Below are 26,831 nucleotides of genomic sequence, written 5' to 3'. Positions count from 1 at the left end.
GCTTCTTATCTCGATTACATCTCACTACGTTCGATGGCCTTTTTGAGAGCATTCCATGAGAGAGTGGCACATTTGATACGCTGTGGAAATTTTGACACACCAGCCATGAGCTCAGCTTCACCTAGCTCTTTTTGCTGGTCGTCTGTTTCTCCTTGAACCATCTTTGAAAAGATATCCGCCAAACGAAGCGCCTCCTCCTTGGTTTTGCCAATAACCGCATCTGTCATCATACTAGACGAAGCAGTCGAAATCGTACAACCATGGCCGGCAAAGGCGATATCCTCAATAACACCATCCTTAAACTTCACCGAAAGGTTGATGACATCACCGCAGGTTGGATTATTGAGCTGCAATTGCTCAACTCCTTCTAAAAAACCATGATGGTGAGGACTCCTAGAGTGATCGGCAATAACCGCCTTATAAAGACTATCTAACCTAGAAAGTGCCATTAAAGAACTCCTTCGCTTTTAAAATTGCATCCACTAATCGATCACAATCTTCTTTGGTATTGTAAATATAAAAACTAGCCCGTACGGCTGAATGAATACCCAGATGATTAATCAAGGGTTGAGCACAGTGGTGCCCGGCTCGTACAGCTACTCCCTCATAATCTAAGGCTGTCGCCACATCATGAGGATGCAATCCCTCTAAATTAAAGGCAATAACACCTGCATGCTGAGACGAATCCTGCGGCCCATAAACAGTTAGCCCTGTAATCGCCTGTAATTGAGGCAAGACATAATCAACAAGCTCTTGTTCGTGTGCCTGCACATTAGCCATTCCCAACTCACCTAGATAATCAACCGCCGCTCCTAAAGCGATGGCTCCAGCAATATTGGGAGTCCCCGCTTCAAATTTCCACGGCAGCTCTTTCCATGTTGCCTCCTGTTCGTAGACAAAATCAATCATTTCACCACCAAATTCAACCGGTGAAATCTGATTGAGAAGCTCTTCTTTACCATACAAAACACCAATACCTGTCGGACCTAACATTTTATGACCAGAAAGAGCATAAAAATCACAATCCATATCCTGCACATCAATAGCCATATGAGGAGCTGATTGCGCACCATCAACAACCATATAAGCACCATATTGATGAGCTAAGTCAGCAACAGTCTTGACAGGATTGATGCAACCAAGAACATTAGAGACGTGGGCAAGGCTGACAAATCTAGTCCGTTCACTGAGCTTAGATTTAAGGTCATCCATATCCAACTGACCATCTTTTAGGTAGACATAGACTAACTCAGCACCTGTTTCCTGACAGACTCTCTGCCATGGAACCAAGTTAGAGTGATGCTCCATAACCGAAATCAAAACTTGATCTCCAGTTTGTAAAATCCCCTTGGCAAATTGAGCTACCCAGTTGAGCCCCGTCGTTGTTCCGCGCGTAAAAAGAATCTCCTTAGTTGAACGCGCATTTAAAAAGAAGCGTAACTTCTCACGACTGTCTTCATAAGACTGAGTTGCTCGTTCAGCTAAGGTATGTACACCACGATGAACATTGGCATTATTTGTACGGTAATAAGATTCTAAAACCTCAAGGACTGCTTGAGGTTTTTGCGTTGTAGCCGCATTATCTAAATAAACTAATGGCTCATCATTTATTACCTGGTCTAAAATCGAAAAATCTTTCCGCAGTTTTCTTGCATCCAACAATGATAAACTCCTTTTTATAAGATATAAGGACGCCAAATAGTCATTTTTGAGATATGGGATAAAATTTCCTAGACTTATGCATTTTTGTAGTTCTACTTGCAAGACGCAAGGAGGTGCTTTCTATCTTCTAGGCTTAAACCTTTGACAGTGCCAACGGACTGTCAAACTGTTATATCTCAAATAATTGATGGAGGGGGAACATTTGCCCCGACCCCTTAGGTCAGCAACTAAAAATTAGGACTTGCTGAAAAATCAAATGCTTCTGAATTACTGTTTTTTATCCCACTCGCAAGGGGCCTTCCCTTTACCGACATTTTTACGTAAGATTTAGCCCATAAAATGCAATAATCAGACGACAAAAAGCAAACTAAAACAAGATTTAGCGCTTATCCAGCTTTGTATCTAGGACTGAAATCATTTCATCACGAACTTCCTTAATAGGAATCTCTGTAATAACAGCCCCTAAGAATCCGCGAATAACCAGACGTTCAGCTTCTTCAAATTTTAAACCGCGGCTCATCAGATAATACATGTCCTCTGGATCAATTTGACCAATCGAGGCTGCATGACCAGCCGTTACATCATTTTCATCAATCAACAAGATGGGATTAGCATCACTGCGCGCCTTATCAGACAGCATAAGGACACGACTTTCCTGCTGGGCGTCAGCCCCCTTGGCACCTTTAATAATATGACCAATACCGTTAAAGGTCAAGGTCCCCCGTTCTAAGATAACACCATGTTGGAGAATATGCCCAACAGAATTTTTCCCATAATTGGTTACCCGTGTATCGATCCCTTGTACCTGACGACCACTGGAAGCCGCAACGACCTTGAGATCAGCATGGCTACCGTCCCCTTTAAGATCGCTATCAAAATCGGCAATCACATTGCCTTCGTTCATAACGCCAAGAGCCCAATCAACAGTAGCATCACGCTCCAGACGTCCCCGCCGGCTCATATAGGTTGTCAAATTATCTCCAAGCCTATCAATAGCGGAAAATTTAACCTGACTACCAGCACCGGCAATAACTTCGACACTAATATTAGCTGTTGTTTGGGCACTGCCATCACCAATAGACTCAAACCGCTCCAAGTAACTCACACGCGCATTGCGACCGACAATAATCAACACGTGCTTATTAAAAGGCACTGCACTATCGCTATCCTGCAGAAAAACACCTTCAATTGGTCGGGAGACTTCAACATTGTCCGGCACATACAGAACAGCTGCGCTGTTGAAATAAGCATAGTGATAAGCAGCTAATTTATCCTCATTCAGAGCCAGTGCTTGACCAAAGTGGCTCTCAATAATCTCTGGGATCTCCTCTAGGGCAGAAGCTAAATCAGTAAACACAACACCTTGTTCTAACAAATCTGCCGAGAGCTGCTCAAGTACCGTCTGCGTTCCCAGCTGGACAAGCTTAGGATTATCCCCAAGTGCTGTGAAATCAGGCACATTGTTACTAGCCTCACTTTCAGCTATTCTACCGTCACCCAGATTCCAACGATGAAACTTAACACGTTCAATATCAGGCAAAGGCAGATTTTCGATCTGATCAAAAGCTGCTAAACGCCGTTCACGTATCCAAACCGGCTCAGCCTGCGCCTGTGAAAATTTTACAATAGATTCCTTTGACATGAGATGGTGGTTGCTCCTCTCTTCTAACACGTCTAGGTAATTTTAGCCTAAACTTGTTTTAAATTAGACGCCTATTAAACTTCTTCGTGGTATTCTAATCCCAACTCTTCAGCTACTTGGGCATAGCCTTCACGCTCAAGTCGGGCTGCCAACTCAGCATCACCTGAAAGAACAATCCGACCATCCATCATAACATGAACAACATCAGGCTTAATGTAGTTGAGTAGGCGTTGATAGTGGGTGATAATCATAGCCCCAAATCCTTCACCGCGCATGGCATTAACTCCTTTAGAGACAACCTTCAGGGCGTCGATATCCAAGCCAGAGTCAATCTCATCTAAGAGAGCAAATTTAGGTTCCAACATCAGAAGCTGTAAAATTTCATTGCGCTTTTTCTCACCACCAGAGAATCCCTCGTTGAGATAACGCTCAGCCATCTCTTCTTTCATGCCCAATAGTTCCATTTTTTCATCCAATTTAGTGATGAAATCGCGAATGGAAATCTTTTCTTCATCCTCCTTGCCAGCATTCATCGCCGCACGGATAAACTCTGCATTAGTGATTCCTGGAATTTCTGACGGATACTGCATCGCTAAGAAAAGGCCTAAACGCGCACGTTCGTCCACTTCTAATTCAAGAATATTTTGCCCCTCGAACCAAATTTCACCTTCAGTCACCTCATAATTAGGGTTTCCCATGATAGCCGCAGAGAGTGTTGATTTCCCTGTACCATTTGGCCCCATAATGGCTGCAATTTCACCTGTTCTCAGGGTCAAGTTCAGTCCTTTCAAAATTTCCTTATCCTCAATGGAGACGTGAAGATTTTTTATTTCCAGTACAGACATGTATAACTCCTTTATCATTGTTGGCCAGCGTCAATCGCAAGGGCCTGTCTTTAGAAGAGACTAATACTCAAAAAACACATTAGTGAAACAACAGCTGCGCGCAATACAACATATTGCCATCTATAAAGTGCTACCCTAAATTTTAAAGAGTACAATACACAACTTAGCCTCTAATCACCCTTCATTATAACAAAAAAAGACAAGCTTAGCTTTGTCTTTGATTATAAAATTATCTATTAAACTTTTGCTTCCACCTGTCCAATACCGATTGGCGGTAAGAGCTGTTGCCAATAAACTTCAAGGCATCAAAGAGCGGTGTTCGGCCGATCCCCCAAATTTGCAGCCCCTCAATAAGCACCTCTGCTGTAAACAGAATACCAATCATCAGAAGGACTCCCCCAAGACGGCTGGAAACATTTAAAAGCAGGGAGGTTAAAGAGAAAACCATAGCAATCCCATAAACAACCAAGACTGCCCCTCGATGAGTAAATCCCATAGCCAACAGACGGTGGTGCAGGTGCATTTTATCAGCCTCTATGGCTGAACGTCCTGACAGTTTCCGCCGAATAATAGCCACGAAGGTATCTAAAATTGGTACCCCTAAAATGATAACCGGTGTGATAACTGCAACTGCTGTCGAATTTTTTAATCCCTGCAGGGACAAAACACCAATCATAAAACCAATAAAGAGCGCACCAGTATCCCCCAGATAGATAATAGCAGGATTATAATTGTAAGGAAAAAAGCCAGCAATCGCCGCGATTAAAAGAAAGATCGTCAGAGTAGTATAAAGATTACTATCAAAAAGAAAGAAATAAGAAATCAGCCCCATAGTCGTTAGACTGATAATTGATACTCCGCAGACCAATCCATCTAAACCATCAATCAAATTAATAGCATTAGTAATGGCAATAATCCACAGAACAGTCAAAAAGAAACTTAAAACAGGCCCAAAATAGAGCATCGGACCTCCAAAGGGAATCTTGAAGCTGTCAAAACGATAATCTGTAAAGGTCCAGACAACGATGGCGCCAAGCACAATTCCCAACATCTTCCACTTTGGTGTAAGTTCACGTATATCATCAATAAAGCCAGTCATTGCTACGATAAGTCCTCCTAGAGAAACTGGCAAAATATAATCAAAGTAGGACTGTAAAAAATGATGGCGCTCGGTAATAATCGGCATCAAAATCAGAGAACCAATCAAAAAGGCAATTAAAATTCCCAGCCCGCCGCTGCTAGGCATGGGAACCTTGTTGATACGTCTGGCGTTAGGATTATCAACTGCACCAATATGTAAAGCCAAAAACCGCACCAAGGGAGTCAGGATAAGAGAAATCAAAAATACCCCAATCAAGACCAAGATGTATTGTAAACGAAATGGATTTATCATTTAGAGGGCACCAACTTTATTTTTTTCAGGTGTTCAATGGCGTTGTCATCAACCAGCTTAATCATATGCTCCAACAGGTAGGCCCGCGTATATTCTGAAGGATAACCGTACTCATAAAAACGGGCCTTTAGCTGATCGGACCGCTGAGGAGACTCATTTGCAATATAAAAGAGAACCGTCATATGGTATTTGTCTTCCGACTTAAAAAGCTCAGAAGCTTCTGTTGGTACATCCAATGCCTGTGCTGCTATAATCGCATCCTTTAAAGTAGGATAATCCGCTGCAAAATGCACATAGTGAGTCTCTGGGATCAGATCTTCCGGCTTAAATTTGAAAGGTTTATCTTCGCCATCATCCTCATCAGCTTCCGATGTTTCCGTCGTTGAGACAGGTGAGTCCGATAGATTACTAAGGGCATCATCCAGCATTTCTTCGATGTTTTTCAGCTTTTCATGAGCTTCTGTATCCCCTTGTTCCATCATATTTTTTTCCAAATTTTTAAAAAAATCTTCTGGGGTCAAGTCGGACCAATCGTTCACCCCTTCTGCAAACTGCTCAAAGTCCAAATCTTCACTGAGGTCCGATTTGGTGACAAAAACATCAACCCTATCCTGACGGGGGGTTACCCGAAAGCTCAACATACCAGTTGATTTAAAGTTATCAGGAATATCCAACTCATCCAAAATGGTATAGAAAAACTCTTCTGTTTTTTCTTGTGGCATGAGGAAATCTTTCAATTCCATGCCATAAGTATCTAGATCATCCATACTAACTGAAATCTTCAACGTGGATTCATTGATCTGTTTCATTTCCATAGTCTTTACCTCGCACGAGTAGTTATTTTATTATACAAGAAAAGTCCTAAAAGTTCAATTTTACAGTATGTTTCTAAAGCCAACTAGAAATAAGATTAAAATCATGATTTCGCAGAAATCAACTATTCAATAAATCTTAATTTCTAGTTGCTGGTTCGAAATAATTGAACTCCAGACCGTTTTAGGCTATCGCCTAGAAACTAGAGAGTGGTGTGAATCAAACTTAAAATTTTTGTGCTGGTCTCCCACCATAAGGACAAGGCCAGATCATGAGGTTTTCAAAAGACATTAAACAATCAGTACAAAAAATAAGAGCAGGGAACACGGATGTTCCAAGCCCTTTTCTACTCTTTGCACAATAAAAACTGTCTTAAGCCACCAATACCTTGACTGCTGCATATAGCAAAAGAACAACACCTAATACAATTCGGTACCAGCCAAAAACTGTAAAATCATGCTTTTTGACAAAATTAGTCAAGAATTTAATAACAACCATGCTGACTGCAAAGGCCACCACCGAAGCCAGCAGCAGAATAAGCCACTGGGGACCAGTCAGATGATGACCATCGAGAAGGAATTTGACAAACTTAAGCCCGCTGTAGCCAAACATGGTCGGAATTCCTAGAAAGAATGTAAAATCAGCAGCCACACTGCGGCTGGCCCCAACCAGGATGGCACCTAATATTGTCGCACCCGAACGACTGGTCCCCGGAATAATACTAAGAACTTGAAACAATCCGATATAAAGAGCGGTCTTATAGTGCATACGTGCTAAATCTTTCACTGCTGGCTCAACATTTTGATTACGTCTTTCAATCCAGATAAAAGCAATACCGTAGACAATCAGCATCGTAGCAACACTGGTGAAATTACTAAAGTGAGCATCCATCCAATCATCCAAAAGAAGTCCCACTACAGCCGAGGGAATGCAGGCAATAACAACCTTCAGCCAAAGTTGCCAAGTCAGACGTACCTCTCTAGCCGTCTTACCTCTTTGAAAGGGATTAAGGCGCTCAAAGTAAATAACCATGACTGCCAAGATAGCACCCAGCTGGATGACAATATTAAAGAGTTCGCGGAAGGCATCTCCCTGATTGAGATTGATAAATTCCTGCACCAGAATTAAATGCCCTGTGCTAGAAATCGGCAACCATTCAGTAATACCTTCAACAATGCCGAGAAATACTGCCTTAAGCAGTTCAATAAATAGCATAGCATCTCCTAGATAAGTTTTGTTCCATTATAGCAAAAAGAAGTAGATTTTAGAAGGCTCCGCCTCCTCCACCTCCACCGCCTCCGGAAAAGCCGCCGCTACTGAAACCACCTGACGAAACATGAAAGTTTTGAGCTGCCACCGCTTGATGTCCGTAATCAGCAAAGTGATGAGCAGATAGATAAAGCAAGGGATACCAATCGTGATAAACATAGCCTGCCATTGCAGAAGGAACTTCTATTCGGTGAACCCTAATAACCTCTTCGACCTCCTTGGCATAGCCAAAGAGCGTAGCATATACAAGAATACGATTCCACACCACAATACTTTCCAATTCAGCCTGATTAAAAGTCTTAATATCCTTCATCATACGGCGAAAGGCTTGCCAAGCATAATAGTCAGGTAAAAACTCTTCTTTGAGCACCCCATTTTGTTTTTCCAAACGGCTAAAAGCATTAAACAGAATCCAAAGCAGCAAAGACCCTAGACTCAGTAAAACGTACCCCAAGGAAAGTTGCCAATTAAGCAGCGTTAACTTCCCTGAAATCAGAAGATAGAGGAGGGATACCACGGAAAATAGACTCGCTCCTAAAAGCAAAGCTAGGCTGAGCTGTCTCAGACCGTTCTCCCGTAAACTCAAAGGTCTGTAATAATCCCCCAAACGGTAAATTTGCTTTTCATCAGCAACAGCTTGCGTCAACTTCTTTAGCGACCGTGTAAACGCGCTTGTCTTGCGGCGTCCATAATCGTTGACCTGCGAAGCATTATACCCCTTTTTAACACTAATACTCCTGTCAACTTTGTAATCAGAAAACAGCCCTTCCACAGCAAGTTTACTATCCAAATGTTCTCCCATAGCCATGTGAATAAAATACTCCTCAGATGGAGTTAGCCCCTTAGAGGTCATGTAGGAAAGCCAAGCACCCTTCTCATCTACTTTTAACTTGAGATTCCCTCGATCAATTAAGTCAAGTAGCGTTGCCTGAACTAAATTTTCAAAGGAAAAGAGCCCCTTTCCTCCTGTAACAGGATTGACCTCAGACCAGTCTGTACTGTAAACAGCAGAAGCAACCAGTTGCGGAGACCAGTCTGCAGGGGCAGCGTAGAGCCATTTGGCTCCCTGATAGGTACTGCGGGGTTTTAGCAAAAGCTTATAAAGAATAAAAACGCAAACAGCAATAAGGGCAGCAGCACTTATGACAACCGGAAAAACTACAGAGAATACCCTGCGAAAAAGAAGACTCTTTCGATGAATTTTCTTTTCTACACTTTGAAATTGTCCCAGAACTAGCTTTCGATCGTCCTTTTTAGCTGTAAAACTATTTGAATCCCAGTATCCATGCAGCTCTAAAGCTTTTCCTTCACCAATATAGTCAGCGTCCACACCAAATGTGTTCCCCATATTCTTAATACGAGCAGCCGGTTGTAGATACCCTAAATGCACAAATAATTGCTGCTGTGAACTACTTGGAGCCGATATTTTAAAGCTCACGTGACGCAGAGGGACATCCCAATCGCTGACTGGTTTCCAGTTTAATTCAGCAATGTCTCGATGAACCGTCAAAATATGATTCAATTGCCAAGTCACTGTTACTCGAACTTGGTCTCCCTTTTGTCCAGCATTATAGATTTTAAGGGCATATCCTTCTTTTAGTGATTCTAAGTGAGCTTTAGGCTTCCTTTTCACCTCTCTATTGTTCTCGACCCAAGAGGTAACCTTTGATTTGTCAATAGAAAATCCCTTGGGGTTATTTCCAGCACTCCCTAGGGTAACATATTGACCCTTATAAGCCGAATCAAATTTATAGGTTATCACTTGAGTAAAAGTCGCTGTGTTATCCTTACGAATATTAAGCCGTCCCTCATAACGGCTAATGCTATAATCCACCTCATCGTCCGCCTGAATCTTAGACGCAAAAATAATTAAAGGTATTAGCAAAGACAGACAAAACAAAAATTTATTTCTCATAAACTCCTCTCTTACGACAGTACAAAAGCGCCGAGAAAACAAGCAGATAGAGAATATTCTAACCCTCAAAAGGCAAGAAAACTATTCTTTAACCTACTTAAACCTAGACTTAACTGTATAACTTCTTATACCCCCCATTTTATCATAAATTAAAACGGTACTTGAGAAATTCCTCTTTAAAAAGGGGATACTCCCATTGAAATCGACTGATATTTCCTGTAAAATAGGATAGTATGTATATTTGTGTCTTGATAGCTAGAATTAGGACCTTTAACTATAGGAGTATCTCATGAAAAAACTAATCCTAACCTTCGTGTTAGCTGCTGCCCTAGTTTGGGGTGGGACAACATCTGTTCAAGCAGATGAATACTTACGTGTCGGCATGGAAGCGGCCTATGCCCCCTTCAACTGGACACAAAATGATGATTCTAACGGTGCCGTTCCCATTGACGGCAGTCGTCAGTACGCCAATGGTTATGATGTCCAGATGGCTAAGAAAATTGCTAAGAAGATGGACAAAAAGCTCATCGTCGTCAAGACTAAATGGGACGGGCTGCTGCCTGCCCTAACTTCCAATAAAATTGATATGATCGTCGCTGGTATGAGTCCAACAGCGGAACGTAAGAGAGAAATCAATTTTTCCAATACCTACTATACTAGCGAGCCTGTTCTAGTAGTAAAATCGGATAGCAAATACGCGGATGCCAGCAGCCTTTCTGACTTCTCTGGTGCAAAAATTACATCTCAACAAGGGGTCTACCTTTACGGTCTTATTGATCAAATTCCCAATGCTAAAAAAGAAACAGCTGTCAGTGACTTTTCTCAAATGCGCCAATCTTTAACGTCGGGAAAAATTGATGCTTATGTATCTGAACGGCCCGAGGCCCTGACTGCGGAGACATTTAGTGATGACTTCAAAATGATCGAGTTGGATAAGGGCTTTAAAACAAATCCAGATGATACGGCACTCGCTATCGGCTTGCGCAAAGATGATACCCAAACGCTCAACAAAGTTAACGAAATTCTGGCCACAATCCCTGAAAAAGAACGACTTCAGCTCATGGATAAGATGACTAAAGAACAACCAGGGGCTGGCCAAGACAACCAAACTTTCTTCAATCAAGCTTGGACAATTCTTACCGAGAATTGGTCCCAATTCCTGCGCGGAACGGGCATAACCCTGCTCATCTCAATTGTCGGAACTCTGGTTGGCATGATTATTGGTCTTTTGATCGGCGTCTATCGAACTGCTCCCAAAGCTGCCAACAAGGTCCTTACCCTTTTGCAAACTCTTTTCAATTGGCTCCTTAATATCTATATCGAGGTCTTTCGCGGGACGCCAATGATCGTTCAGGCCATGGTTATTTACTACGGTCTCGATCAGGCCTTTGATATTTCACTCGATCGCACTTGGGCAGCCATCTTTATTGTTTCCATAAATACAGGTGCTTACATGAGTGAAATTGTCCGTGGCGGCATCTTTGCAGTTGATAGGGGGCAGTTTGAAGCTGCCACAGCTTTAGGTTTTAACCACAGCCAGACTATGCGTAAGATTGTTTTGCCACAGGTCATTCGCAATATTCTGCCTGCTACTGGCAATGAATTTGTTATCAACATCAAGGACACATCCGTTCTTAATGTTATCTCGGTGGTAGAACTCTACTTCTCTGGTAACACTGTGGCCACTCAAACCTATCAATATTTCCAAACCTTCTTTATCATCGCCACTATCTACTTTATCCTTACCTTTACCGTTACCCGCATCTTGCGTTACGTTGAACGCCGCCTTGACCAAGATAATTACACACAGGGAGGTGCCCACTAATGACTGATACCATCTTAGAAATTAAACATTTAAAAAAATCCTACGGACAAAATGAAGTCCTCAAAGATATTTCACTAAGTGTCAAAAAGGGAGAAGTCATCTCAATCATCGGGAGTTCCGGATCTGGTAAATCAACCTTTCTGCGCTCTATCAATCTTCTTGAAACTCCAACCGATGGACAAATTCTCTACCATGGACAAGATGTTCTTGAAAAAGGGTATGATTTAGCAACCTACCGTGAAAAATTAGGAATGGTTTTCCAATCTTTTAATCTTTTTGAAAACCTCAATGTCCTTGATAATGCCGTTGTTCCTCAGACAACTGTTCTGAAACGTCCTAAAGATGAAGCTATAGCGGTCGCTAAAGCCAATCTAGAAAAAGTTGGAATGGGAGAGCAGTACTGGAAAGCCAAACCAGCTCAACTCTCCGGAGGACAAAAACAGCGGGTCGCTATTGCACGTGCGCTCTCAGTCAATCCTGAAGCCATTCTTTTCGATGAGCCAACATCCGCTCTGGATCCTGAAATGGTCGGCGAAGTTCTTAAAACTATGCAGGATTTAGCCAAATCAGGTTTAACCATGCTCATCGTTACCCATGAGATGGAATTTGCTAAAGATGTTTCTGATCGCGTTATCTTTATGGATAAAGGTGTCATCGCTGAACAAGGAAAGCCAGAACAGCTTTTTGAACATCCGCAAGAGAGTCGTACCAAAGAATTCCTGCAACGTTTCCTCGGATAAAGCCATAAACGAACTGGGGAAACATCTCCCTTAAAGCAGATCGTAAAATAATAAAATCTTCAGCAAGGGTCTTGTTCCTTATTTCAAAAGGGGCAAGACTCTTATGCTTCTCTTGACAGCTTTAAACACAGCTTGCTATAATAATTTGTCATACAATTCAATACTGGAGGTTACAATGCAAAAACGATCAACCTATTGGATCATTGGTTTCATGCTCTTTGCACTCTTTTTTGGTGCAGGCAATCTTATTTTCCCAGCCTATCTTGGGATTTATTCTGGTGTTAATCTTTGGTTAGCTATCATCGGCTTTTGCTTAACAGGGGTAACCTTGCCCCTGCTGGGAGTAGTTGCCGTTGCCTATTCAGGTAAGACTGATGTAGAGTCTATCGCTCAACCAGCCTCACGAATTTATGCTCTTTTCTTTGCCATTGCCCTTTACCTGTCAATTGGCCCCTTCTTTGCTATTCCACGTACTGGGGCTGTCTCTTACGAAATTGGTATCATGCCCTTCTTTGGGGATAGTCAATTTGTACACATTAGCTATGGTATTGTTTTTTTTGGCCTATCTTACCTCATTGCTGTTCGCCCAAGTAAAATTGCTGACCGTGTTGGAAAGTACCTCACACCGGCTCTTTTGATTTTTCTAGGTATTCTTATCCTCGCTTCCTTTATCTCACCGGCTGGTAACCTTGGGCAGGCTGTCAACGCTTCAAATGCAGTAAGTGACAGCTTCCGCGACCTGCCTTTTGTCGCAGGCCTGATTCAAGGTTACAGTACCATGGATGCCCTTGCCTCTTTAGCTTTTGCCATTTTAGTTATTGATGCGGCTAAAAGCCATGGCGCTGAAACACCTGCTGCCATAGCTCAACTAACACTAAAATCTGGTATTATCGCCGCTGCTCTCCTAGCCGCAATTTATATCTTTGTCGGCCGTTTGGGGGCAACATCGCAATCTCTCTTTAGTCTATCTAACGGCCTCTTTATGCACCACGCAACAGCCGTTACGGATGGTGGCCCAGTTCTCATCCAATCAGCCAGTCACTATATGGGCTCTCTTGGTCAAATTGTGCTAGCTCTGGCTATTTTCCTAGCCTGTCTAACAACAGCTACAGGACTCATTACAGCCTGCGCTGAATATTTTCACAAAATTATCCCCCGACTCTCCCATATCGCTTGGGCGACCATTTTTACCCTTATTGGGGTGACACTTTACTTCGGAGGGCTATCAGAGATTATCAAATGGTCTTTGCCGGTCCTTTACCTTCTCTACCCGCTAACAATTGTAACGATTATTCTTATTTTCTTAAAGGGCTTCATTGGAGACAATCCTATCGTTTATAAGGCTACATTAGCTTTCACTGCTATTGCTGGACTTTTTGATGCCTTTAATACTCTATCAGCCCAAACTCAACTTTTTACACTGCCAAATTGGTTGATGACCTTTTTCATTAAAGTCATCCCACTTGGCAGCTATAACATGGGCTGGATTAGCTTCGCCGCAGTTGGACTGCTAGCTGGCCTAGTCTTAGCAAGACTTATTCCCTTTCGCAAACCTAAAAATAACTAAAATCATAAAAGATATTATCTTTTTAACTAGCCTGCTTTATTCAGCGTTTTATCCTTAATATCGTATCACCAATTCAAATGAGCAAGAAGATCTAACATCTATTACAAACAGGCCCTAGTACTATTAACACTTGACAATCAAAAGCTTTAAAAGTTGGCAAAGGTGGTCAAAGCAATCTCTACTTTAACGTCAAAAAAGAGCGATCCAGACTGATTCCTAAAAATCAGATTGGATCTGCCCTTTTTATTTTGCTTTTAAGGCTGATAATATCTGTGTCCGAATATCTTCAGCCCCTTCTGGATTATTAGGCAAAAATAGGGTTTGATTGCCACCAGCAGCAAATTGATTCAGAGTGTCAAGATATTGGTTGGTCAAAAGGATAGACATAATCTGTTCCTCGGTCATGCCGACATTAGCTTGCTTGAGTTCCGCAATAGACTCAGCTAAGCCATCAACAATCGCCTTACGTTGTTGAGCGATACCAACACCGTGCAGCCGATCCTTTTCTGCTTCCGCAGAGGCTGCTGTAACAATCTTAATCTTATCAGCCTCTGCTAATTCTTGAGCAGCTACTCGCTTACGTTGAGCTGCATTAATTTCATTCATGGACTGCTTAACTTCAGCATCTGGCTCAACCTTAGTAATCAGGGTTTTAACAATGATATATCCGTATGTAGACATCTCCTCTGCCACCTGATGCTGAACTTCGAGGGCAATCTCATCTTTTTTCTCAAAGAGTTCATCCAGGGTCAATTTAGGAACAGACGAGCGCAGGGCATCTTCAATGTAAGATTTAATCTGTGCTTCTGGGCGCATTAATTTGTAATAAGCATCAATAACATTCTGCTCGTTAACCCGATACTGTGTTGCTACATTCAAGGTAACAAAAACATTATCTTTAGTCTTAGTTTCAACAACAATTTCACTCTGTAAAAGCCGTAACTGCACGCGCGCAGCAATCTTATCTATACCAAGCGGCAGACGAACATGAATCCCACTGCTAGAAGTGGTTTGATAGCGCCCAAAACGCTCAATAATCGCTACTGATTGCTGCCGAACGACATAGAGCGAACTGACTAAAAAGATAATAAAAATAATAAAACAAATGAGACAAAAAATTAAAAATCCACCCATAATAACTTTCCTCCAGTAATAAATTAAACATCTAAAGATAATACGTGCATATCACACTAAACTAACATATTATAAAGACTTTCATTGCCGTGCAAATTAATATAGTTAGGGTCAAAGTTTGACAAACGTTGAAGTAAACTGTCGTAATCATTTTTGTCAGATAAAGTTACTCCAACCAGACACGGCCCTGTCCCTTTGGCAGCCCGTTTGATATACTCAAAACGTGTAATGTCATCATTCGGTCCTAAAATATTATTAACAAACTCTCGTAGAGCACCCGGCCGCTGTGGAAAATTCACAACAAAATAATGCTTAACCCCATCGTAAATCAGCGCACGCTCTTCCATTTCCTGCATGCGATTGATATCATTATTACCGCCAGAAACGATGCAGACAAGGGTCGTACCCCTGATCTCCTCTTTGAGAACTTCCAGAGCAGCAATAGAAGCTGCACCGGCAGGCTCCGCAATAATGCCTTGCCTTGAATACATATTAATCAACGTTTCAGAAATCAGGCCCTCATCTACCCCGACCAGATCATCAACATGACGGCGAGCCACATCGTAAGTACGCTCTCCAACCTTCTGAACAGCGATACCATCTGCAAATTTATCAATACGCTCCAGCTTAACTGGATGTCCCTTATCAAAAGCAGCACGCATGCTACGGGCACCGTTGGATTCTACACCAATCACCCTTATTTCCGGAGATACATCCTTCATATAAGTCGATACACCAGCGATTAACCCACCACCACCGACAGGAACTAAGATACTGTCAAAATCAACGCCTTCTTCCTTGGCTTGCTCATAAATTTCATAAGCAACTGTTCCTTGACCTGCCTGAACATTATCATCATCAAAAGGAGGAATAAAAGTCCGACCTTCCGCTTTGGTAAACTCCTGTGCAGCCTGAGATGAAGCATCAAAGGTATCACCAACTAGTTGGATATCAACATAGCTACCACCGAAGAACTTAACCTGTGTAATCTTTTGCTGAGGTGTCGTAATCGGCATAAAAATAGTAGCTGGAATCTTCATCTCGTTGCAAGTATATGCAACACCCTGAGCATGATTACCTGCTGAAGCGCAGACCACTCCGTGTGCCTTATCTTCATCTGATAATTGATGAATGGCGTAATAAGCTCCCCGCAATTTAAAAGAGCGTACCTTTTGCATATTCTCACGCTTCAAATAAATCGTTGCCTGATATTTCTCTGACAAATAACGGTCAAAATCAAGAGGTGTTCGTTCAACCACATCTTTTAGAACACTGTGAGCTCGGATAACATCGGTTGCAGTTAGCATAACCCCTCCTTATTACTTATTGTCTAAATTTTCTGTAGATTTATTATAACAAAATCGTCTATGAAATAAAAGAGAATTTTCTAGACAATAAAAAGCTTGTACCTTTTCTGATACAAACCTTACCTCCGATAGACCTCTCTTGACATCCTTAAGCTAGATTTTCTCTATCATACTTGTCATCTGGATTATCACCTGCTAGTTGGGCTTGACACTCTGGACAGATGCCATAGAGCATAACCTGACTGTGGGTCACCTGATAGCCCGTCTGATTGCTAGCTTCCTGGTACATATCCCTAATATCAGCATCCATGAAATCTGTAATTCTCCCGCAATTTTCACAAGCAATATGGATTTCACGATGCCCCAAGAAATCATAATAAGTCGTACTGTAATGGCAGAGCTTGAGCTCTGTCACAAACCCTTCCTCTACCAAGACCTTGAGGTTATTGTAAACCGTTGCCAAACTCATGCTAGGATAATCTGGCAAAAGATCCTCATAAATCATCTCGGCGCTAGGATGTTTCTTAGTTCCAATCATATATCTAATGATGGCCTTACGGCTCTCTGTAATTCTTATATGCTTACTTCTTAGGCGCTCCAGAACAGTCTCATAAGCTTCCAAGGCCATGCGATCCTTTTCCATAGCCACCTCCTATTCACTATTCATACTAGCCTTATTATAGCATAAATAAAAGCGGAAAAGCCGTATTTCAACGTTATGAACCAAGTAAACGCCGGTGCTCCACCTTAATACAACGGTTCATAACAATATCATTTCTACCAGCTTGACGCAAAAAGTCCTCTGCATCCTGCGCCTCTAAACCTAACTGAGCCCAAAATACTTTAGCATCTGTCTCTACAAAATCTTGAGCCACATCAATCAAAAATTCTGAACGGCGGAAAACATCAACAATATCAACAGGAACAGGAATATCCTTCAGGGAAGCGTAAACTGACTCTCCAAGAATTTCTTGACCAGCTAGCTTAGGATTAACAGGAATAATACGGTACCCTGCATTTTGTAACACCTGGGCTATATCATAGGCTGCCGTTTCTACCCGCTTAGATAAGCCTACAACTGCAATAGTTTGAGCTTCCTTCAGATAAGACTTAATAACAGTATCATCAGGATTACTAAAATGATAAGACATAAAGCACCTCCATCTTAAATATATTGCCAATATGGATTAAAAACATTGCTAGTTCAATCTACTATAGCACATCCCTTGCCAAAAGTCTAAAGCTTGACATTATCAATAGGTTACATTATAATTAAACTATCGGTTTAATTAATTCAAAAGGAGACTCTTATATGGGACGTCGTAAAAAAGCACCCGCCGAAAATCATAGGAAAACCATTGCGCAGGCCGCCCATCAGCTCTTTATCAAAAACGGGGTAGAGGCTACTAGTGTCAGCAAGATTGCCCAAGCTGCTGGTTACAGCAAGGCCACGCTTTATGTTTACTTTAAAAATAAAGAAGAAATTTTCTTTACCCTTGTCTATGAGCACATTAAAGACCTCTATGAAGAGATCAAAACCATTACAGCTCTTCCTGCGCAATCGCAAGAGAGTGGACTACAGCAGTATCTACAGATATGCTTTGCTGTACAGCATTTCTGTCGCGAGTATCCTCTCTATTTTGAAGGCTTTATTGGTCATATCAATGTCAATATTGAGGATATAGCAACTCCTCGTATTTACAAGGATATTTATCAACTTGGGTTAGCTATTAACCAAAAGATCCATCTCATGATCGAGCAAGGAAGCAAGCTCGGTTATCTTTCTAATGACATTGATCTTGATAAAGCTACTTTATTTATTTGGAGTGCCCTCTCCGGTATCATCCGTATGGCTGAACAAAAAGCAGAATATTATCAATTGTTAGGACTTAATACAGAAGACTTCCTAAAAGAGGAATTTTTAACGCTTCTTTCCTGTTACCAAAAGAAGTAAACTATATAAAAAGGAGTAGACAGGCCATGAAATATACTTTCTCCAAATTAATCCTAGGGATTATCTTACTACTAATCCTAACAGGAGGAACAACAATAATCATGATTGGAAGGCCTGTAAACTCGGCAGCAGCCAGCCTTTCTCTACCTGGGGTAGCACCCGAAATTGAACAGGCCTTGTATGATGCTTCTTTCGCCGCCAATTCCCATAACACTCAGGCATGGGAAGTCTCCTTAAACCCCAAAAAAGGAAAACTAAGTATTGCCATTGATGATAGTCGAACTTTAAGCATTGTAGATCCCCACAATCGAGAACTTTATATCTCACTCGGAGCCTATATCCAATCCTTAAAAACAACCTTTAAAGCTTATGGCTATGATATAGAAGCTGACTATGCCTCCCCTTTATCTAAAAGCAACTGTCAGGTAGTGACTATCTACTACCAAAAAAGCAAAGGAAAAAGGATCAACCAAGATAAGATTGATCTCATTCGAAAGCGCCACACAGATAAACGACCCTATCAATCAGCAGCAATTACTCAAGAACACATCAACCAATTACAAAAGAAATATCCTGATATTGCCTACTATGCTAAAGGAACTACTCCTTTTGACTACATCAAGAAAAATAGCATCGCTGCAGCGAGGAAACAGCATAAGAATAAAAACTTTCTTCAGGAGCAAGGCGAGTGGCTGCGTTTCTCCAATCAAGAAACACAGACCAAATTAGATGGAATTTCTGCTGATATGATGGGATTAAATATGGTGACGAAATCACTTTACTACCTAACAAGCAATCACCGAAATGCTACTAGTAAGACTTTCGCCAAACAGAGTCTTGACACCTTATCCAAACAGGTCAATCACAGTGCTGGATTTTTCGTCATAACTGGCAGACAAACGATTTCCGATTGGATTCAAGCTGGAGAAAAAGCACAGGCTTTTTGGTATGATTGCACTGAGAATGATATTGCCATCCAGCCCATTAGTGCTATGATTGAAGTTTCAAGCTATGAAAAAGCTATGAAAAAGCGCCTTCATTTATCTCAAGATGCCCAAATGATCTTAAGAGCAGGCCGTGTCAAAGACTACGGCAAAAACAAGGGATTGCGTCGCTCTTTAAAAGATTATATTACAGTTACCAAGCAATAAAGAGCAGGCTCAACAATTATTATAGCTGTTGAGCCCGCTCTTTTTTTTTTACTATTGAAACTAACCTAGTTTTGCATTAATTCTCCCAATATCTCTACGTACACTAAGATAATTTATCAAAAAAATCAAGGTATAAACCAAACTGATAGATAAAAACATACCAGCAAAAGATAGCCAAGTTAGGGAAAACCAGTGTAAATACCAACCTGCTGCCAGCAGAGGCAGCACCACTAAACCATAGTGCAAACTAGTTATAAATAGTAACCCCTGTTTATCTCTAACAGATTGAAAAAGGAAAGATGCCATTCCCTGAACACATCCTAATACAGCAAATATCAACAATTGTACACCGACCGCCTGAGTAATAGTGTCAAATTCTTGAATAAAGCTAGGGACTGCAGGCGCATAGCCTTTCCCTACCAACACTACGGCTAGAAAGGAAATTAGCTCACCAGCACCAATCCCGATCAAAGCTCCTACAATACCTTTTTTAATCATTCGCATCATATGCAACCTCCTTAGACTCCCAAAGCCTTTTTAAATTTCTTTATGGAACGACGAGATACAAAACTCCGTTCACCATTTTTTAAAACAACCTGAATGGTTCCTTTAATAGACAAATCTAAACGCTTAATATAAGTAATATTGACCAGCTCCCCTTGAGAAATCCTGACAAAAGTCCTAGGGAGTTCCTCTTCCAGCTGATACAAGCGCCGCTTAGCTTGATAATGCTCCCGATCAATAGTTTCAAAATATACTTTTTTGTCACTTGTATAGACCCTAATAATATCGTCAGGACTAACCATCTGCGATCTAGTACCAATAAAACCATAAATGTATTGACCGCCATACTCAACCCAATTAATTAAATGTTGAGTTTTTTTGTCAACATAACTAGTATAAATCTTAACTAGTGTTTCCTTAAAAGTCTTATCATTAATTATTTCTAACCTCATTAAAGCTCGCCTCCTTCCTAGTAATTAAAGTATAATCGAAACTGCACCATATAGCTAGTACTTCTAGCTATATGGTTACTTTCAGGGGATATTCGGAAAATCAATACAAGAGCACATCTTCTTATAGTAACAGAAATCATCAGGTAACTTTCTAAGCAAGTTTATCAGGACAGTACAAATAAGTACAAGGACCTATTAGTTTGATGGTCAAAGCACATAAAGTTTACATACTCATATAACAGCTCCCCTTTTTCTGAAATCTTTTAGCTTGTGTTAGAGCTAAACATTAAAAACCTCCAGCTCTTTGTGACTGGAGATTTCTTATGTATCAAGGTTATTTTGCCTCATACCAAGTATAGCCCGAATTTTCATCTGCCACAAGTGGTACGGCCAGCTCAGTCGCCGATTCCATAATTTTCTTAACCAATTGACTAACAGCTGTTAACTCAGCATTGGGAACTTCTAAGACAATTTCATCATGAACTTGCAGGAGCATCTTGGATTTGAAGCCACCGTCTTCAAGAGCCTGATCAAGATTTATCATAGCAATTTTTAAAATATCAGCCGCACTCCCCTGAATAGGCGAGTTAATAGCTGTCCGCTCTGCAAAATTTCGAATATTGAAATTACGTGAATTGATATCTGGCAACATACGGCGACGTTTAAAGAGAGTCTCTACGTATCCTTTATCACGCGCTTCACGAACCACCCTCTCCATATAATTTTTGATACCGGGAAAGCGTTCAAAATAAGTATCAATATAGTTCTTAGCGGCCTTGCGGCTAATGCCCAGATTTTGAGATAGCCCGTAATCAGAAATCCCATAAACGACACCAAAGTTAACAGCCTTAGCATTACGGCGGTCATTAGGGGTGACATCCTCAGGACTTCCAATATTAAAAACCCTCATGGCTGTCGCCGTATGAATATCCTCACCATTTTGGAAGGCTGCGATCAGATGTTCATCACCTGAGATGTGGGCTAACACTCGCAATTCAATCTGCGAATAGTCTGAACTCAATAGGACGCTATCTTCCCACTCGGGCGTAAAGGCCTTACGGATCAACCGCCCTTGCTCTAAGCGAACTGGAATGTTTTGCAAGTTAGGATCCACACTGGATAGACGACCGGTCTGGGTTAAATCCTGCATATAGCGGGTGTGAATTTTTCCATCACCCATGATAAAATCCTGTAGACCAACCACATAGGTTGACTGCAATTTAGCTATTTGTCGATATTCCAAAATCTTAGCCACAATCGGAGCATGGGGAGCCAAACGCTCTAGAACATCTACAGCCGTCGAATAGCCGGTCTTAGTCTTCTTGGTCATAGACAGGGGCAATTCCATCTTTTCAAAAAGAATTGTTCCTAACTGTTTGGGAGAATTGATGTTAAATTCTTCTCCAGCCATCTTGTAGATATCCTGAGTCAAGACTTCAAGCGCCGCCTCATTTTCCAAAGCCATATCCTTAAGCGTTTGCTGATCAACGCGAATACCAGCAATTTCCATCTTAGCTAGGACATTAGCCAGGGGCAATTCCATATCAAAAAGCAAATCAGACTGTCCATGTTCAGCCAGTAACTCTCTTAGTCTACCTTCTGTTTCCACTAAAACTTGGATCTTGTTAGCTAGGTGCTTAAATAAAACAGTATCTTCTGGTACAGTTTTTTTGGCTCCCTTACCAAAGATTTCAGTATCTTTTGGCAAAGGCGTTTTTCCATAAAGCGCGGCAATAGTAGATAATTCATTATCCTCCACCGTAGACAAAAGATATTTAGCCAAGCGGCTATCAAAAGCTGCTGTCGGTATATCAACTCCTAAGTGACTTAGGAGCACTTTTGTGCGTTTGAAATCGTAAGTCTTAAACGGCTTAAGCAAAGCCTCTAAAAATTCGGGTGCTTTCAAAAGATCTAAATCTTTACTGACATAAATATTTTCACGATCCCCCCAGGCAAAAGCTAAAATATCTTCCTGATGGTAGTTATCATTAAAGACTTCAAAGTAGAAGAATTGCTCCGGTCCAAACATCGCAGCATCTAATTCATGTTCAGTAACATGCTGAAAACCTACAGCAGTCTTTATAGGTTCATCGTCCAAACCAAGCTGAGCTTTCAACTGCTTAAAGCCCATTTCATCGTAGAAGGCTCCCAGAGCGTCTATATGTGGACCTTGGTAACAAGTATCATCCAAACTTATTTCTAAAGGAGCCTGCGTATTGATCGTTGCTAGTGTTTTTGAAAGAAAGGCTTGTTCCCTATCATTAATCAAATTTTCCTTCATTTTAGAAGGCTTAAATTGATCAATATTATCATAGATAGCCTCCAAGCTCCCATATTCTAACAGGAGTTTAAGGCCAGTCTTCTCACCAATCTTAGTTACCCCCGGAATATTATCCGACTTGTCTCCCATCAAAGCCTTAAGATCAATGAATTGGGTGGGAGTAATCCCCATTTTTTCCATAAGATAGGCTGGACTAAATTCCTCAAATTCAGCCACACCCTTACGAGAGATCTCTACAATAGTATTGTCATCGGTTAGCTGAATGAGATCTTTATCGCCACTCACAATAGTAACATCAAATTCCCCATTTTCAGCCTGCTTATCCAGAGTTCCAATGATATCATCGGCTTCATAATTCTCAAGGTCATAATAAGCAATACCAAGATGATCCAAGAGTTCTCGAATGTAAGGAAATTGCTCTCGAAATTCATCTGGAGTCTTAGCTCGCCCCGCCTTATAATCAGCAAACATCTCCGTTCGAAAAGTCGTCTTACCGGCATCGAAGGCAACCAATATGTGAGTCGGTTCAATGCGTTTCATCATATGGTCCAGCATTAAATGAAAACCATAAATAGCATTGGTATGGAGACCAGCAGGACTTTTAAAGCGATCAATTTGATTATAAAGAGCAAAAAAAGCTCGAAAAGCAATGGAAGATCCGTCAATTAACAATAATTTATTCTTATTAACCATAGGCATATTATACCACAGATACACCACTTCCAATAAATTGTAGGCAAATTCAGACGATAATTAGCTTTTCAAGTGTCGCAAATTTTATCGGAATGATTAAATAAAGAATGAAGCAACACGACTTTAACAACTGAACCATCTATTAAACAAAGAGCTAAAAGAAAGAACCCAGCAAAAAGCTGGGCACTCTCAGGAGATTATGAAAAAGAAAAGTTTATTTAGGATGACTATAGTATATCCTAACTCACTTAATAGTGACTTAAAAACCATTCAAATCTCAAATTTTTATCAATAATTCAAAATTCTTTAAGACTACTTCGTCCAGTCTGACACCTTATCAGGATTGTTTTTAATCCATTTCTGAGCAGCTTCAGATGGTGATTTTCCATTGCTGATATCTAACATGACTGACTCCATATCCTTAGAGGTCCAGTGGAAGTTGTCAATAATTTTATAGGCGCCAGCATTATCATTCTTAAGTCCTTTTCTGGAGATCGTATGAATATCTTCCGATCCACCAAAAACACCTTTTGGATCTTCCAAAATCTTTAAATCATACTTGGCAAAAATCCAATGCGGCTTCCAACCCGTAATAACAATATCTTCTTTATTTTTTAAAGCCTGTTCTAGGCTGGTAATCATAGCACCAGTAGAAGAAGAACTTACCTTCCAATTCGAGAGGTTGGAATATTCTTTTTGTGCCTTCTCGGCACTAGTCGTAATACCGGCTCCGGGTTCAATACCAGTAATGGTTGAATCAGCTTGATTAGATAGGTCTTCAATACTGTTGACATCAGTCATATAGGTTGGCACAGCTAATCCTAGTTTGGTTCCTTTTAGATTAACTCCCAAGTCATCTAATTGTCCTTTATATTTTTCGTATTGTGCTTTATGCGTAACCGGCAACCAAGCACTTACAGATGCATCAACACTACCGTCAGCAACTGATTTCCAAGCAATAGCATTATCCAGAGGCTTGATTTCAACATCATATCCTTTATCTTTGAGGACCTCAGCCAGAACATTAGTCGAAGCTACTTCTGAATCCCACTCAACATAAGCCAAAGTAACCTTTGGTTTTTGAACACCCATATGACTTAATACCGTCTGGGTAATACCAGTAGCCATAAATGCTAGAACTAGAGCTGGTGCAATCCATTTTTGCCATTTAGGACGTTCTTGTTTTTGACCAATTGGTGCATTTAATTTTTGGGTAAAACGATCAATAATGATGGCCAAGATTACCAGAGCCAAACCATTGACAAAACCATTACCAATTTCAGCATGTTGCAGAGCTGATAAGACACCATTACCAAGGCCAGGAGCCCCAATCATTGAGGCTGTGACTACCATAGAGAGAGACAGCATAATGGTCTGATTGACCCCTGCCATGATTGTGTTTTTTGCTAACGGCAATTCAACACCAAACAACTTTTGTGAACTAGTACTACCAAAAGCATCCGAAGCTTCGATCAACTCAGTTGGAATCTCACGAATCCCTAAGTTAGTCATACGTACTGTCGGTGGTAAGGCAAAGATAACAGAAGCAAATACCCCAGGTACCATACCGATGCCAAAGAAGGCAACTGCAGGAATCAAATAAACAAAGGCTGGCATGGTTTGCATAAAGTCTAGGATAGGATTAATAACCTTTTTGGCATTTTCACTTTTAGCCATCCATATCCCCAGAGGAATCCCAATCAAGATGGAAATGAGACTGGAAAGCAGAACCAAAGTAAAGGTATTAATTAAATCTCCCCATAATTCTTGATTATAGATAAAGAGCAATCCAATAGCCGTAAGAATTGTAAAGCTCCATTTCTTAGAAAGAATATAGGCTAGAGCCACAATTAAAACAATAAGAATCCAAGGATTGATGAAAGTCAGGGTATTAGAAATAAAGCCCATAATACCATCACCAACGACTTTAAGGATATTGAAAAGCCCTGAGAAAGTATTAGTCAACCAATCCACAAAACTATCAACATAGTTTGCAATCGGTAATTTTGCTGCTAATAGTATTTCCAAAATTACTCACCTTCCTTTTCCGTGTCAATTCCTTGCTTCGTTAACGCTTCAATCACACGTCCCTTGATAATAACTCCCACGGGACGCTTATTATCATCTAGAACAGCAATCGGAGCTGCAGAATCGTAAATTAAAGGCAAAATATCTGTCAAAACAGTATCCTTCGACACTGTTCGAATATTCGGATCAACACTGTCCGCTAGTTTCGTACCATTTTTGCGAGCCTCATAAGCAGCATCAGCCGTAATGACACCTAAGAGTTTACGTTTACGGTTAGTAGCCAGAAGCATACTGACCTCTTCGGTATCCATACGCTTGAGGGCTACGTTAGGTCCGTCTATTTCAACATTAGCGGTAATAGGTTTGATCATAATATTTTGTGCTGTCAAAACCTTAGAGCGATCGACATCTTCAACGAACTCACGTACAAAGTCATTAGCTGGTTGTGTGAGGATTTCTTCTCCTGTACCGATCTGCATGATTTGCCCATCTTTCATAAGAGCAATCCTATCACCAATTCTAAGTGCTTCATTCAAATCATGTGTGATAAAAATGATGGTCTTCTGTACTCGGTCTTGTAAATCTAGCAGCTCATCCTGCATTTCCTTACGAATCAAAGGATCTAAGGCTGAAAAAGCTTCGTCCATCAAAAGAATATCAGGATTATTTGCCAATGCACGTGCTAGGCCAACACGTTGCTGCATTCCTCCAGACAGCTGATCTGGATACTGATCTTTAAAAGCAATGAGATTAGAATTTTCCAGAGCTCTCTCAGCCGCAGCAGTGCGCTCCTCTTCAGGAACGCCACGTAGTTCTAGGCCGTACTCTGTATTCTCCAAAATAGTTTTATGTGGAAAAAGTCCAAAATTCTGAAAAACCATATTGACAGAGTGACGACGAATTTCACGCAAATCGGCTGTATTCATTTCGGAAACATTTTTCCCTTTGATTTCGATGTCACCAGACGAAGGTTCAATCAAGCGATTGATCAAACGGATCAAAGTTGACTTCCCGCTTCCTGACAATCCCATGATGACGAAAACTTCGCCTTCTTGCACCTCAAAATTAGCGTCATAAACACCAACAGTGCAGCCTGTCTTTTCAAGAATCTCAGTTTTACTCTTTTCTTCTTTAACCATTTGAAGAGCCATTTTCTGCTTCTTTCCAAAGATCTTGGTCAAATGGTTCACTTTAAGAATTGTTCCCATATCTATCCTTTCTCTAATATTATTAAAGCGATTATCCTAATATAGGATAAAAAACATATCTGTACTATTATATCAAATTCAAGCCCTTATTAAATTAAAAAAAGTTTACAAATGAAGTTCTCCAGTCAAACTCCTAGCCTGCCTACCAAAACACAAAAAAAGAGAAGGACTTCCTCCTCTCTACTAAACTCCGCCAGTAGGACTCGAACCTACGACATCATGATTAACAGTCATGCGCTACTACCAACTGAGCTATGGCGGATAATCTGCTAAGCAACTCCCCTATCTCGCAGGAGGCAACCTCCAACTACTTCAGGCGTGCTAGGGCTTAACGACTGTGTTCGGCATGGGTACAGGTGTCTCTCCTAGGCTAGCGTCACTTAACTATGAATGGACTTAGTTTGCCAATTCAAAATTGAATACCTATCTATTGTATCAAGCCTAACCT

General features: G+C 41.0%; 22 protein-coding genes, 1 tRNA gene and 1 rRNA gene. 5 read left to right on the top strand and 19 right to left on the bottom strand.

From position 1 onward, the window contains the following. Positions 1-14: 14 nt before the first annotated feature. From sufU to ACVR1G_RS02995, 8 genes are all read right to left on the bottom strand, one after another. The gene (sufU, locus tag ACVR1G_RS03030; RefSeq protein WP_447451738.1) at positions 15-449 is read right to left on the bottom strand and encodes a Fe-S cluster assembly sulfur transfer protein SufU; all 435 of its coding nucleotides are present in this window, start codon (positions 447-449) and stop codon (positions 15-17) included. Continuing rightward, positions 436-1,662: a cysteine desulfurase gene (locus ACVR1G_RS03025; protein WP_447451737.1), complete on the bottom strand. Its 1,227-nt coding sequence runs from the start codon at positions 1,660-1,662 to the stop codon at positions 436-438. Before ACVR1G_RS03025 ends, sufU begins: the two co-directional genes overlap by 14 nt. 379 nt (positions 1,663-2,041) lie before the next feature. Then, positions 2,042-3,304 (bottom strand): Fe-S cluster assembly protein SufD, encoded by a 1,263-nt coding sequence (gene sufD / locus ACVR1G_RS03020; protein WP_447451736.1) that lies wholly within the window; start codon positions 3,302-3,304, stop codon positions 2,042-2,044. Between the two features lie 74 nt (positions 3,305-3,378). Beyond that, positions 3,379-4,149, bottom strand: a complete 771-nt coding sequence (gene sufC, locus ACVR1G_RS03015) for a Fe-S cluster assembly ATPase SufC (RefSeq protein ID WP_447451735.1) — start codon at positions 4,147-4,149, stop codon at positions 3,379-3,381. A gap of 229 nt (positions 4,150-4,378) precedes the next feature. Continuing rightward, a complete protein-coding gene (locus ACVR1G_RS03010; protein ID WP_447451734.1) occupies positions 4,379-5,542 on the bottom strand; it encodes a glycosyltransferase family 4 protein in 1,164 nt (387 codons plus the stop codon). Continuing rightward, the gene (locus ACVR1G_RS03005; RefSeq protein WP_447451733.1) at positions 5,539-6,357 is read right to left on the bottom strand and encodes an adaptor protein MecA; all 819 of its coding nucleotides are present in this window, start codon (positions 6,355-6,357) and stop codon (positions 5,539-5,541) included. Before ACVR1G_RS03005 ends, ACVR1G_RS03010 begins: the two co-directional genes overlap by 4 nt. Positions 6,358-6,727: 370 nt before the next feature. Then, complete coding sequence (locus ACVR1G_RS03000) at positions 6,728-7,570, bottom strand: undecaprenyl-diphosphate phosphatase (protein ID WP_447451732.1); 843 nt, start codon at positions 7,568-7,570, stop codon at positions 6,728-6,730. Between the two features lie 49 nt (positions 7,571-7,619). Then, a complete protein-coding gene (locus tag ACVR1G_RS02995; protein WP_447451731.1) occupies positions 7,620-9,539 on the bottom strand; it encodes a DUF2207 family protein in 1,920 nt (639 codons plus the stop codon). 289 nt (positions 9,540-9,828) lie between these two features. Between ACVR1G_RS02995 and ACVR1G_RS02990 the strand changes: the two genes are divergently transcribed. The 3 genes from ACVR1G_RS02990 (at position 9,829) to brnQ (ending at position 13,671) form a co-directional block, all read left to right on the top strand. After that, on the top strand, positions 9,829-11,364 hold the full coding sequence (locus tag ACVR1G_RS02990) for an ABC transporter substrate-binding protein/permease (RefSeq protein ID WP_447451730.1): 1,536 nt from the start codon (positions 9,829-9,831) through the stop codon (positions 11,362-11,364). Next, entirely contained in the window at positions 11,364-12,104 is a 741-nt protein-coding gene (locus ACVR1G_RS02985) for an amino acid ABC transporter ATP-binding protein (protein WP_447451729.1), read from the top strand. The genes ACVR1G_RS02990 and ACVR1G_RS02985 overlap by 1 nt, the downstream gene beginning before the upstream one ends. A 175-nt stretch (positions 12,105-12,279) precedes the next feature. After that, positions 12,280-13,671: a branched-chain amino acid transport system II carrier protein gene (brnQ, locus tag ACVR1G_RS02980; protein WP_447451728.1), complete on the top strand. Its 1,392-nt coding sequence runs from the start codon at positions 12,280-12,282 to the stop codon at positions 13,669-13,671. Between the two features lie 243 nt (positions 13,672-13,914). On the opposite strand, the gene ACVR1G_RS02975 is transcribed toward brnQ, so the two are convergent. The 4 genes from ACVR1G_RS02975 to ACVR1G_RS02960 form a co-directional block, all read right to left on the bottom strand. After that, positions 13,915-14,805: an SPFH domain-containing protein gene (locus tag ACVR1G_RS02975; protein ID WP_447451727.1), complete on the bottom strand. Its 891-nt coding sequence runs from the start codon at positions 14,803-14,805 to the stop codon at positions 13,915-13,917. A gap of 56 nt (positions 14,806-14,861) precedes the next feature. Beyond that, positions 14,862-16,112 carry a threonine ammonia-lyase IlvA gene (ilvA, locus tag ACVR1G_RS02970; protein WP_447451726.1) on the bottom strand — a complete coding sequence of 417 codons (1,251 nt, stop codon included), beginning with the start codon at positions 16,110-16,112 and terminating at the stop codon, positions 14,862-14,864. Between the two features lie 148 nt (positions 16,113-16,260). Then, a complete protein-coding gene (locus ACVR1G_RS02965) occupies positions 16,261-16,755 on the bottom strand; it encodes a Fur family transcriptional regulator (protein ID WP_447451725.1) in 495 nt (164 codons plus the stop codon). Between the two features lie 73 nt (positions 16,756-16,828). Beyond that, positions 16,829-17,263 carry a CoA-binding protein gene (locus tag ACVR1G_RS02960; protein WP_447451724.1) on the bottom strand — a complete coding sequence of 145 codons (435 nt, stop codon included), beginning with the start codon at positions 17,261-17,263 and terminating at the stop codon, positions 16,829-16,831. Positions 17,264-17,424: 161 nt separating this feature from the next. Here ACVR1G_RS02960 and ACVR1G_RS02955 point away from each other — a divergent pair, with 161 nt between their 5' ends. Continuing rightward, positions 17,425-18,066, top strand: coding sequence for a TetR/AcrR family transcriptional regulator (locus tag ACVR1G_RS02955; RefSeq protein ID WP_447451723.1), 642 nt, complete (start codon positions 17,425-17,427; stop codon positions 18,064-18,066). A 101-nt stretch (positions 18,067-18,167) separates the two neighbouring features. Beyond that, entirely contained in the window at positions 18,168-19,217 is a 1,050-nt protein-coding gene (locus ACVR1G_RS02950; protein WP_447451962.1) for an Acg family FMN-binding oxidoreductase, read from the top strand. 60 nt (positions 19,218-19,277) lie between these two features. Here the strand turns inward: ACVR1G_RS02950 and ACVR1G_RS02945 are convergent, their stop codons facing one another. The 7 genes from ACVR1G_RS02945 to rrf form a co-directional block, all read right to left on the bottom strand. After that, positions 19,278-19,724, bottom strand: a complete 447-nt coding sequence (locus tag ACVR1G_RS02945) for a DUF3021 domain-containing protein (RefSeq protein ID WP_447451722.1) — start codon at positions 19,722-19,724, stop codon at positions 19,278-19,280. Positions 19,725-19,735: 11 nt separating this feature from the next. Continuing rightward, positions 19,736-20,173, bottom strand: coding sequence for a LytTR family DNA-binding domain-containing protein (locus ACVR1G_RS02940; protein ID WP_447451721.1), 438 nt, complete (start codon positions 20,171-20,173; stop codon positions 19,736-19,738). Between the two features lie 334 nt (positions 20,174-20,507). Next, on the bottom strand, positions 20,508-23,147 hold the full coding sequence (gene polA / locus ACVR1G_RS02935) for a DNA polymerase I (RefSeq protein ID WP_447451720.1): 2,640 nt from the start codon (positions 23,145-23,147) through the stop codon (positions 20,508-20,510). 312 nt (positions 23,148-23,459) lie between these two features. Continuing rightward, complete coding sequence (locus ACVR1G_RS02930) at positions 23,460-25,175, bottom strand: ABC transporter permease/substrate binding protein (RefSeq protein WP_447451719.1); 1,716 nt, start codon at positions 25,173-25,175, stop codon at positions 23,460-23,462. A 2-nt stretch (positions 25,176-25,177) separates the two neighbouring features. Then, a complete protein-coding gene (locus tag ACVR1G_RS02925) occupies positions 25,178-26,383 on the bottom strand; it encodes a quaternary amine ABC transporter ATP-binding protein (RefSeq protein ID WP_447451718.1) in 1,206 nt (401 codons plus the stop codon). Between the two features lie 188 nt (positions 26,384-26,571). Continuing rightward, positions 26,572-26,645: transfer RNA gene (locus ACVR1G_RS02920), tRNA-Asn, on the bottom strand. Positions 26,646-26,651: 6 nt separating this feature from the next. Continuing rightward, positions 26,652-26,767 (bottom strand): 5S ribosomal RNA (gene rrf / locus ACVR1G_RS02915). Between the last annotated feature and the right edge of the window lie 64 nt (positions 26,768-26,831).

This window comes from Streptococcus dentasini (genome assembly GCF_053206945.1).
The sequence above is the reverse complement of the archived record's forward strand: the minus strand, read 5'-3'. Positions and strand labels throughout refer to the sequence as shown.

Coding starts and splice junctions, on each gene's coding strand:
- sufU (WP_447451738.1), bottom strand. CDS start 449: ATGGCACTTTCTAGGTTAGATAGTCTTTATAAGGCGGTTATTGCCGAT.
- sufD (WP_447451736.1), bottom strand. CDS start 3,304: ATGTCAAAGGAATCTATTGTAAAATTTTCACAGGCGCAGGCTGAGCCG.
- sufC (WP_447451735.1), bottom strand. CDS start 4,149: ATGTCTGTACTGGAAATAAAAAATCTTCACGTCTCCATTGAGGATAAG.
- ACVR1G_RS03010 (WP_447451734.1), bottom strand. CDS start 5,542: ATGATAAATCCATTTCGTTTACAATACATCTTGGTCTTGATTGGGGTA.
- ACVR1G_RS03005 (WP_447451733.1), bottom strand. CDS start 6,357: ATGGAAATGAAACAGATCAATGAATCCACGTTGAAGATTTCAGTTAGT.
- ACVR1G_RS03000 (WP_447451732.1), bottom strand. CDS start 7,570: ATGCTATTTATTGAACTGCTTAAGGCAGTATTTCTCGGCATTGTTGAA.
- ACVR1G_RS02995 (WP_447451731.1), bottom strand. CDS start 9,539: ATGAGAAATAAATTTTTGTTTTGTCTGTCTTTGCTAATACCTTTAATT.
- ACVR1G_RS02990 (WP_447451730.1), top strand. CDS start 9,829: ATGAAAAAACTAATCCTAACCTTCGTGTTAGCTGCTGCCCTAGTTTGG.
- ACVR1G_RS02985 (WP_447451729.1), top strand. CDS start 11,364: ATGACTGATACCATCTTAGAAATTAAACATTTAAAAAAATCCTACGGA.
- brnQ (WP_447451728.1), top strand. CDS start 12,280: ATGCAAAAACGATCAACCTATTGGATCATTGGTTTCATGCTCTTTGCA.
- ACVR1G_RS02975 (WP_447451727.1), bottom strand. CDS start 14,805: ATGGGTGGATTTTTAATTTTTTGTCTCATTTGTTTTATTATTTTTATT.
- ilvA (WP_447451726.1), bottom strand. CDS start 16,112: ATGCTAACTGCAACCGATGTTATCCGAGCTCACAGTGTTCTAAAAGAT.
- ACVR1G_RS02965 (WP_447451725.1), bottom strand. CDS start 16,755: ATGGAAAAGGATCGCATGGCCTTGGAAGCTTATGAGACTGTTCTGGAG.
- ACVR1G_RS02960 (WP_447451724.1), bottom strand. CDS start 17,263: ATGTCTTATCATTTTAGTAATCCTGATGATACTGTTATTAAGTCTTAT.
- ACVR1G_RS02955 (WP_447451723.1), top strand. CDS start 17,425: ATGGGACGTCGTAAAAAAGCACCCGCCGAAAATCATAGGAAAACCATT.
- ACVR1G_RS02950 (WP_447451962.1), top strand. CDS start 18,168: ATGATTGGAAGGCCTGTAAACTCGGCAGCAGCCAGCCTTTCTCTACCT.
- ACVR1G_RS02945 (WP_447451722.1), bottom strand. CDS start 19,724: ATGATGCGAATGATTAAAAAAGGTATTGTAGGAGCTTTGATCGGGATT.
- ACVR1G_RS02940 (WP_447451721.1), bottom strand. CDS start 20,173: ATGAGGTTAGAAATAATTAATGATAAGACTTTTAAGGAAACACTAGTT.
- polA (WP_447451720.1), bottom strand. CDS start 23,147: ATGGTTAATAAGAATAAATTATTGTTAATTGACGGATCTTCCATTGCT.
- ACVR1G_RS02925 (WP_447451718.1), bottom strand. CDS start 26,383: ATGGGAACAATTCTTAAAGTGAACCATTTGACCAAGATCTTTGGAAAG.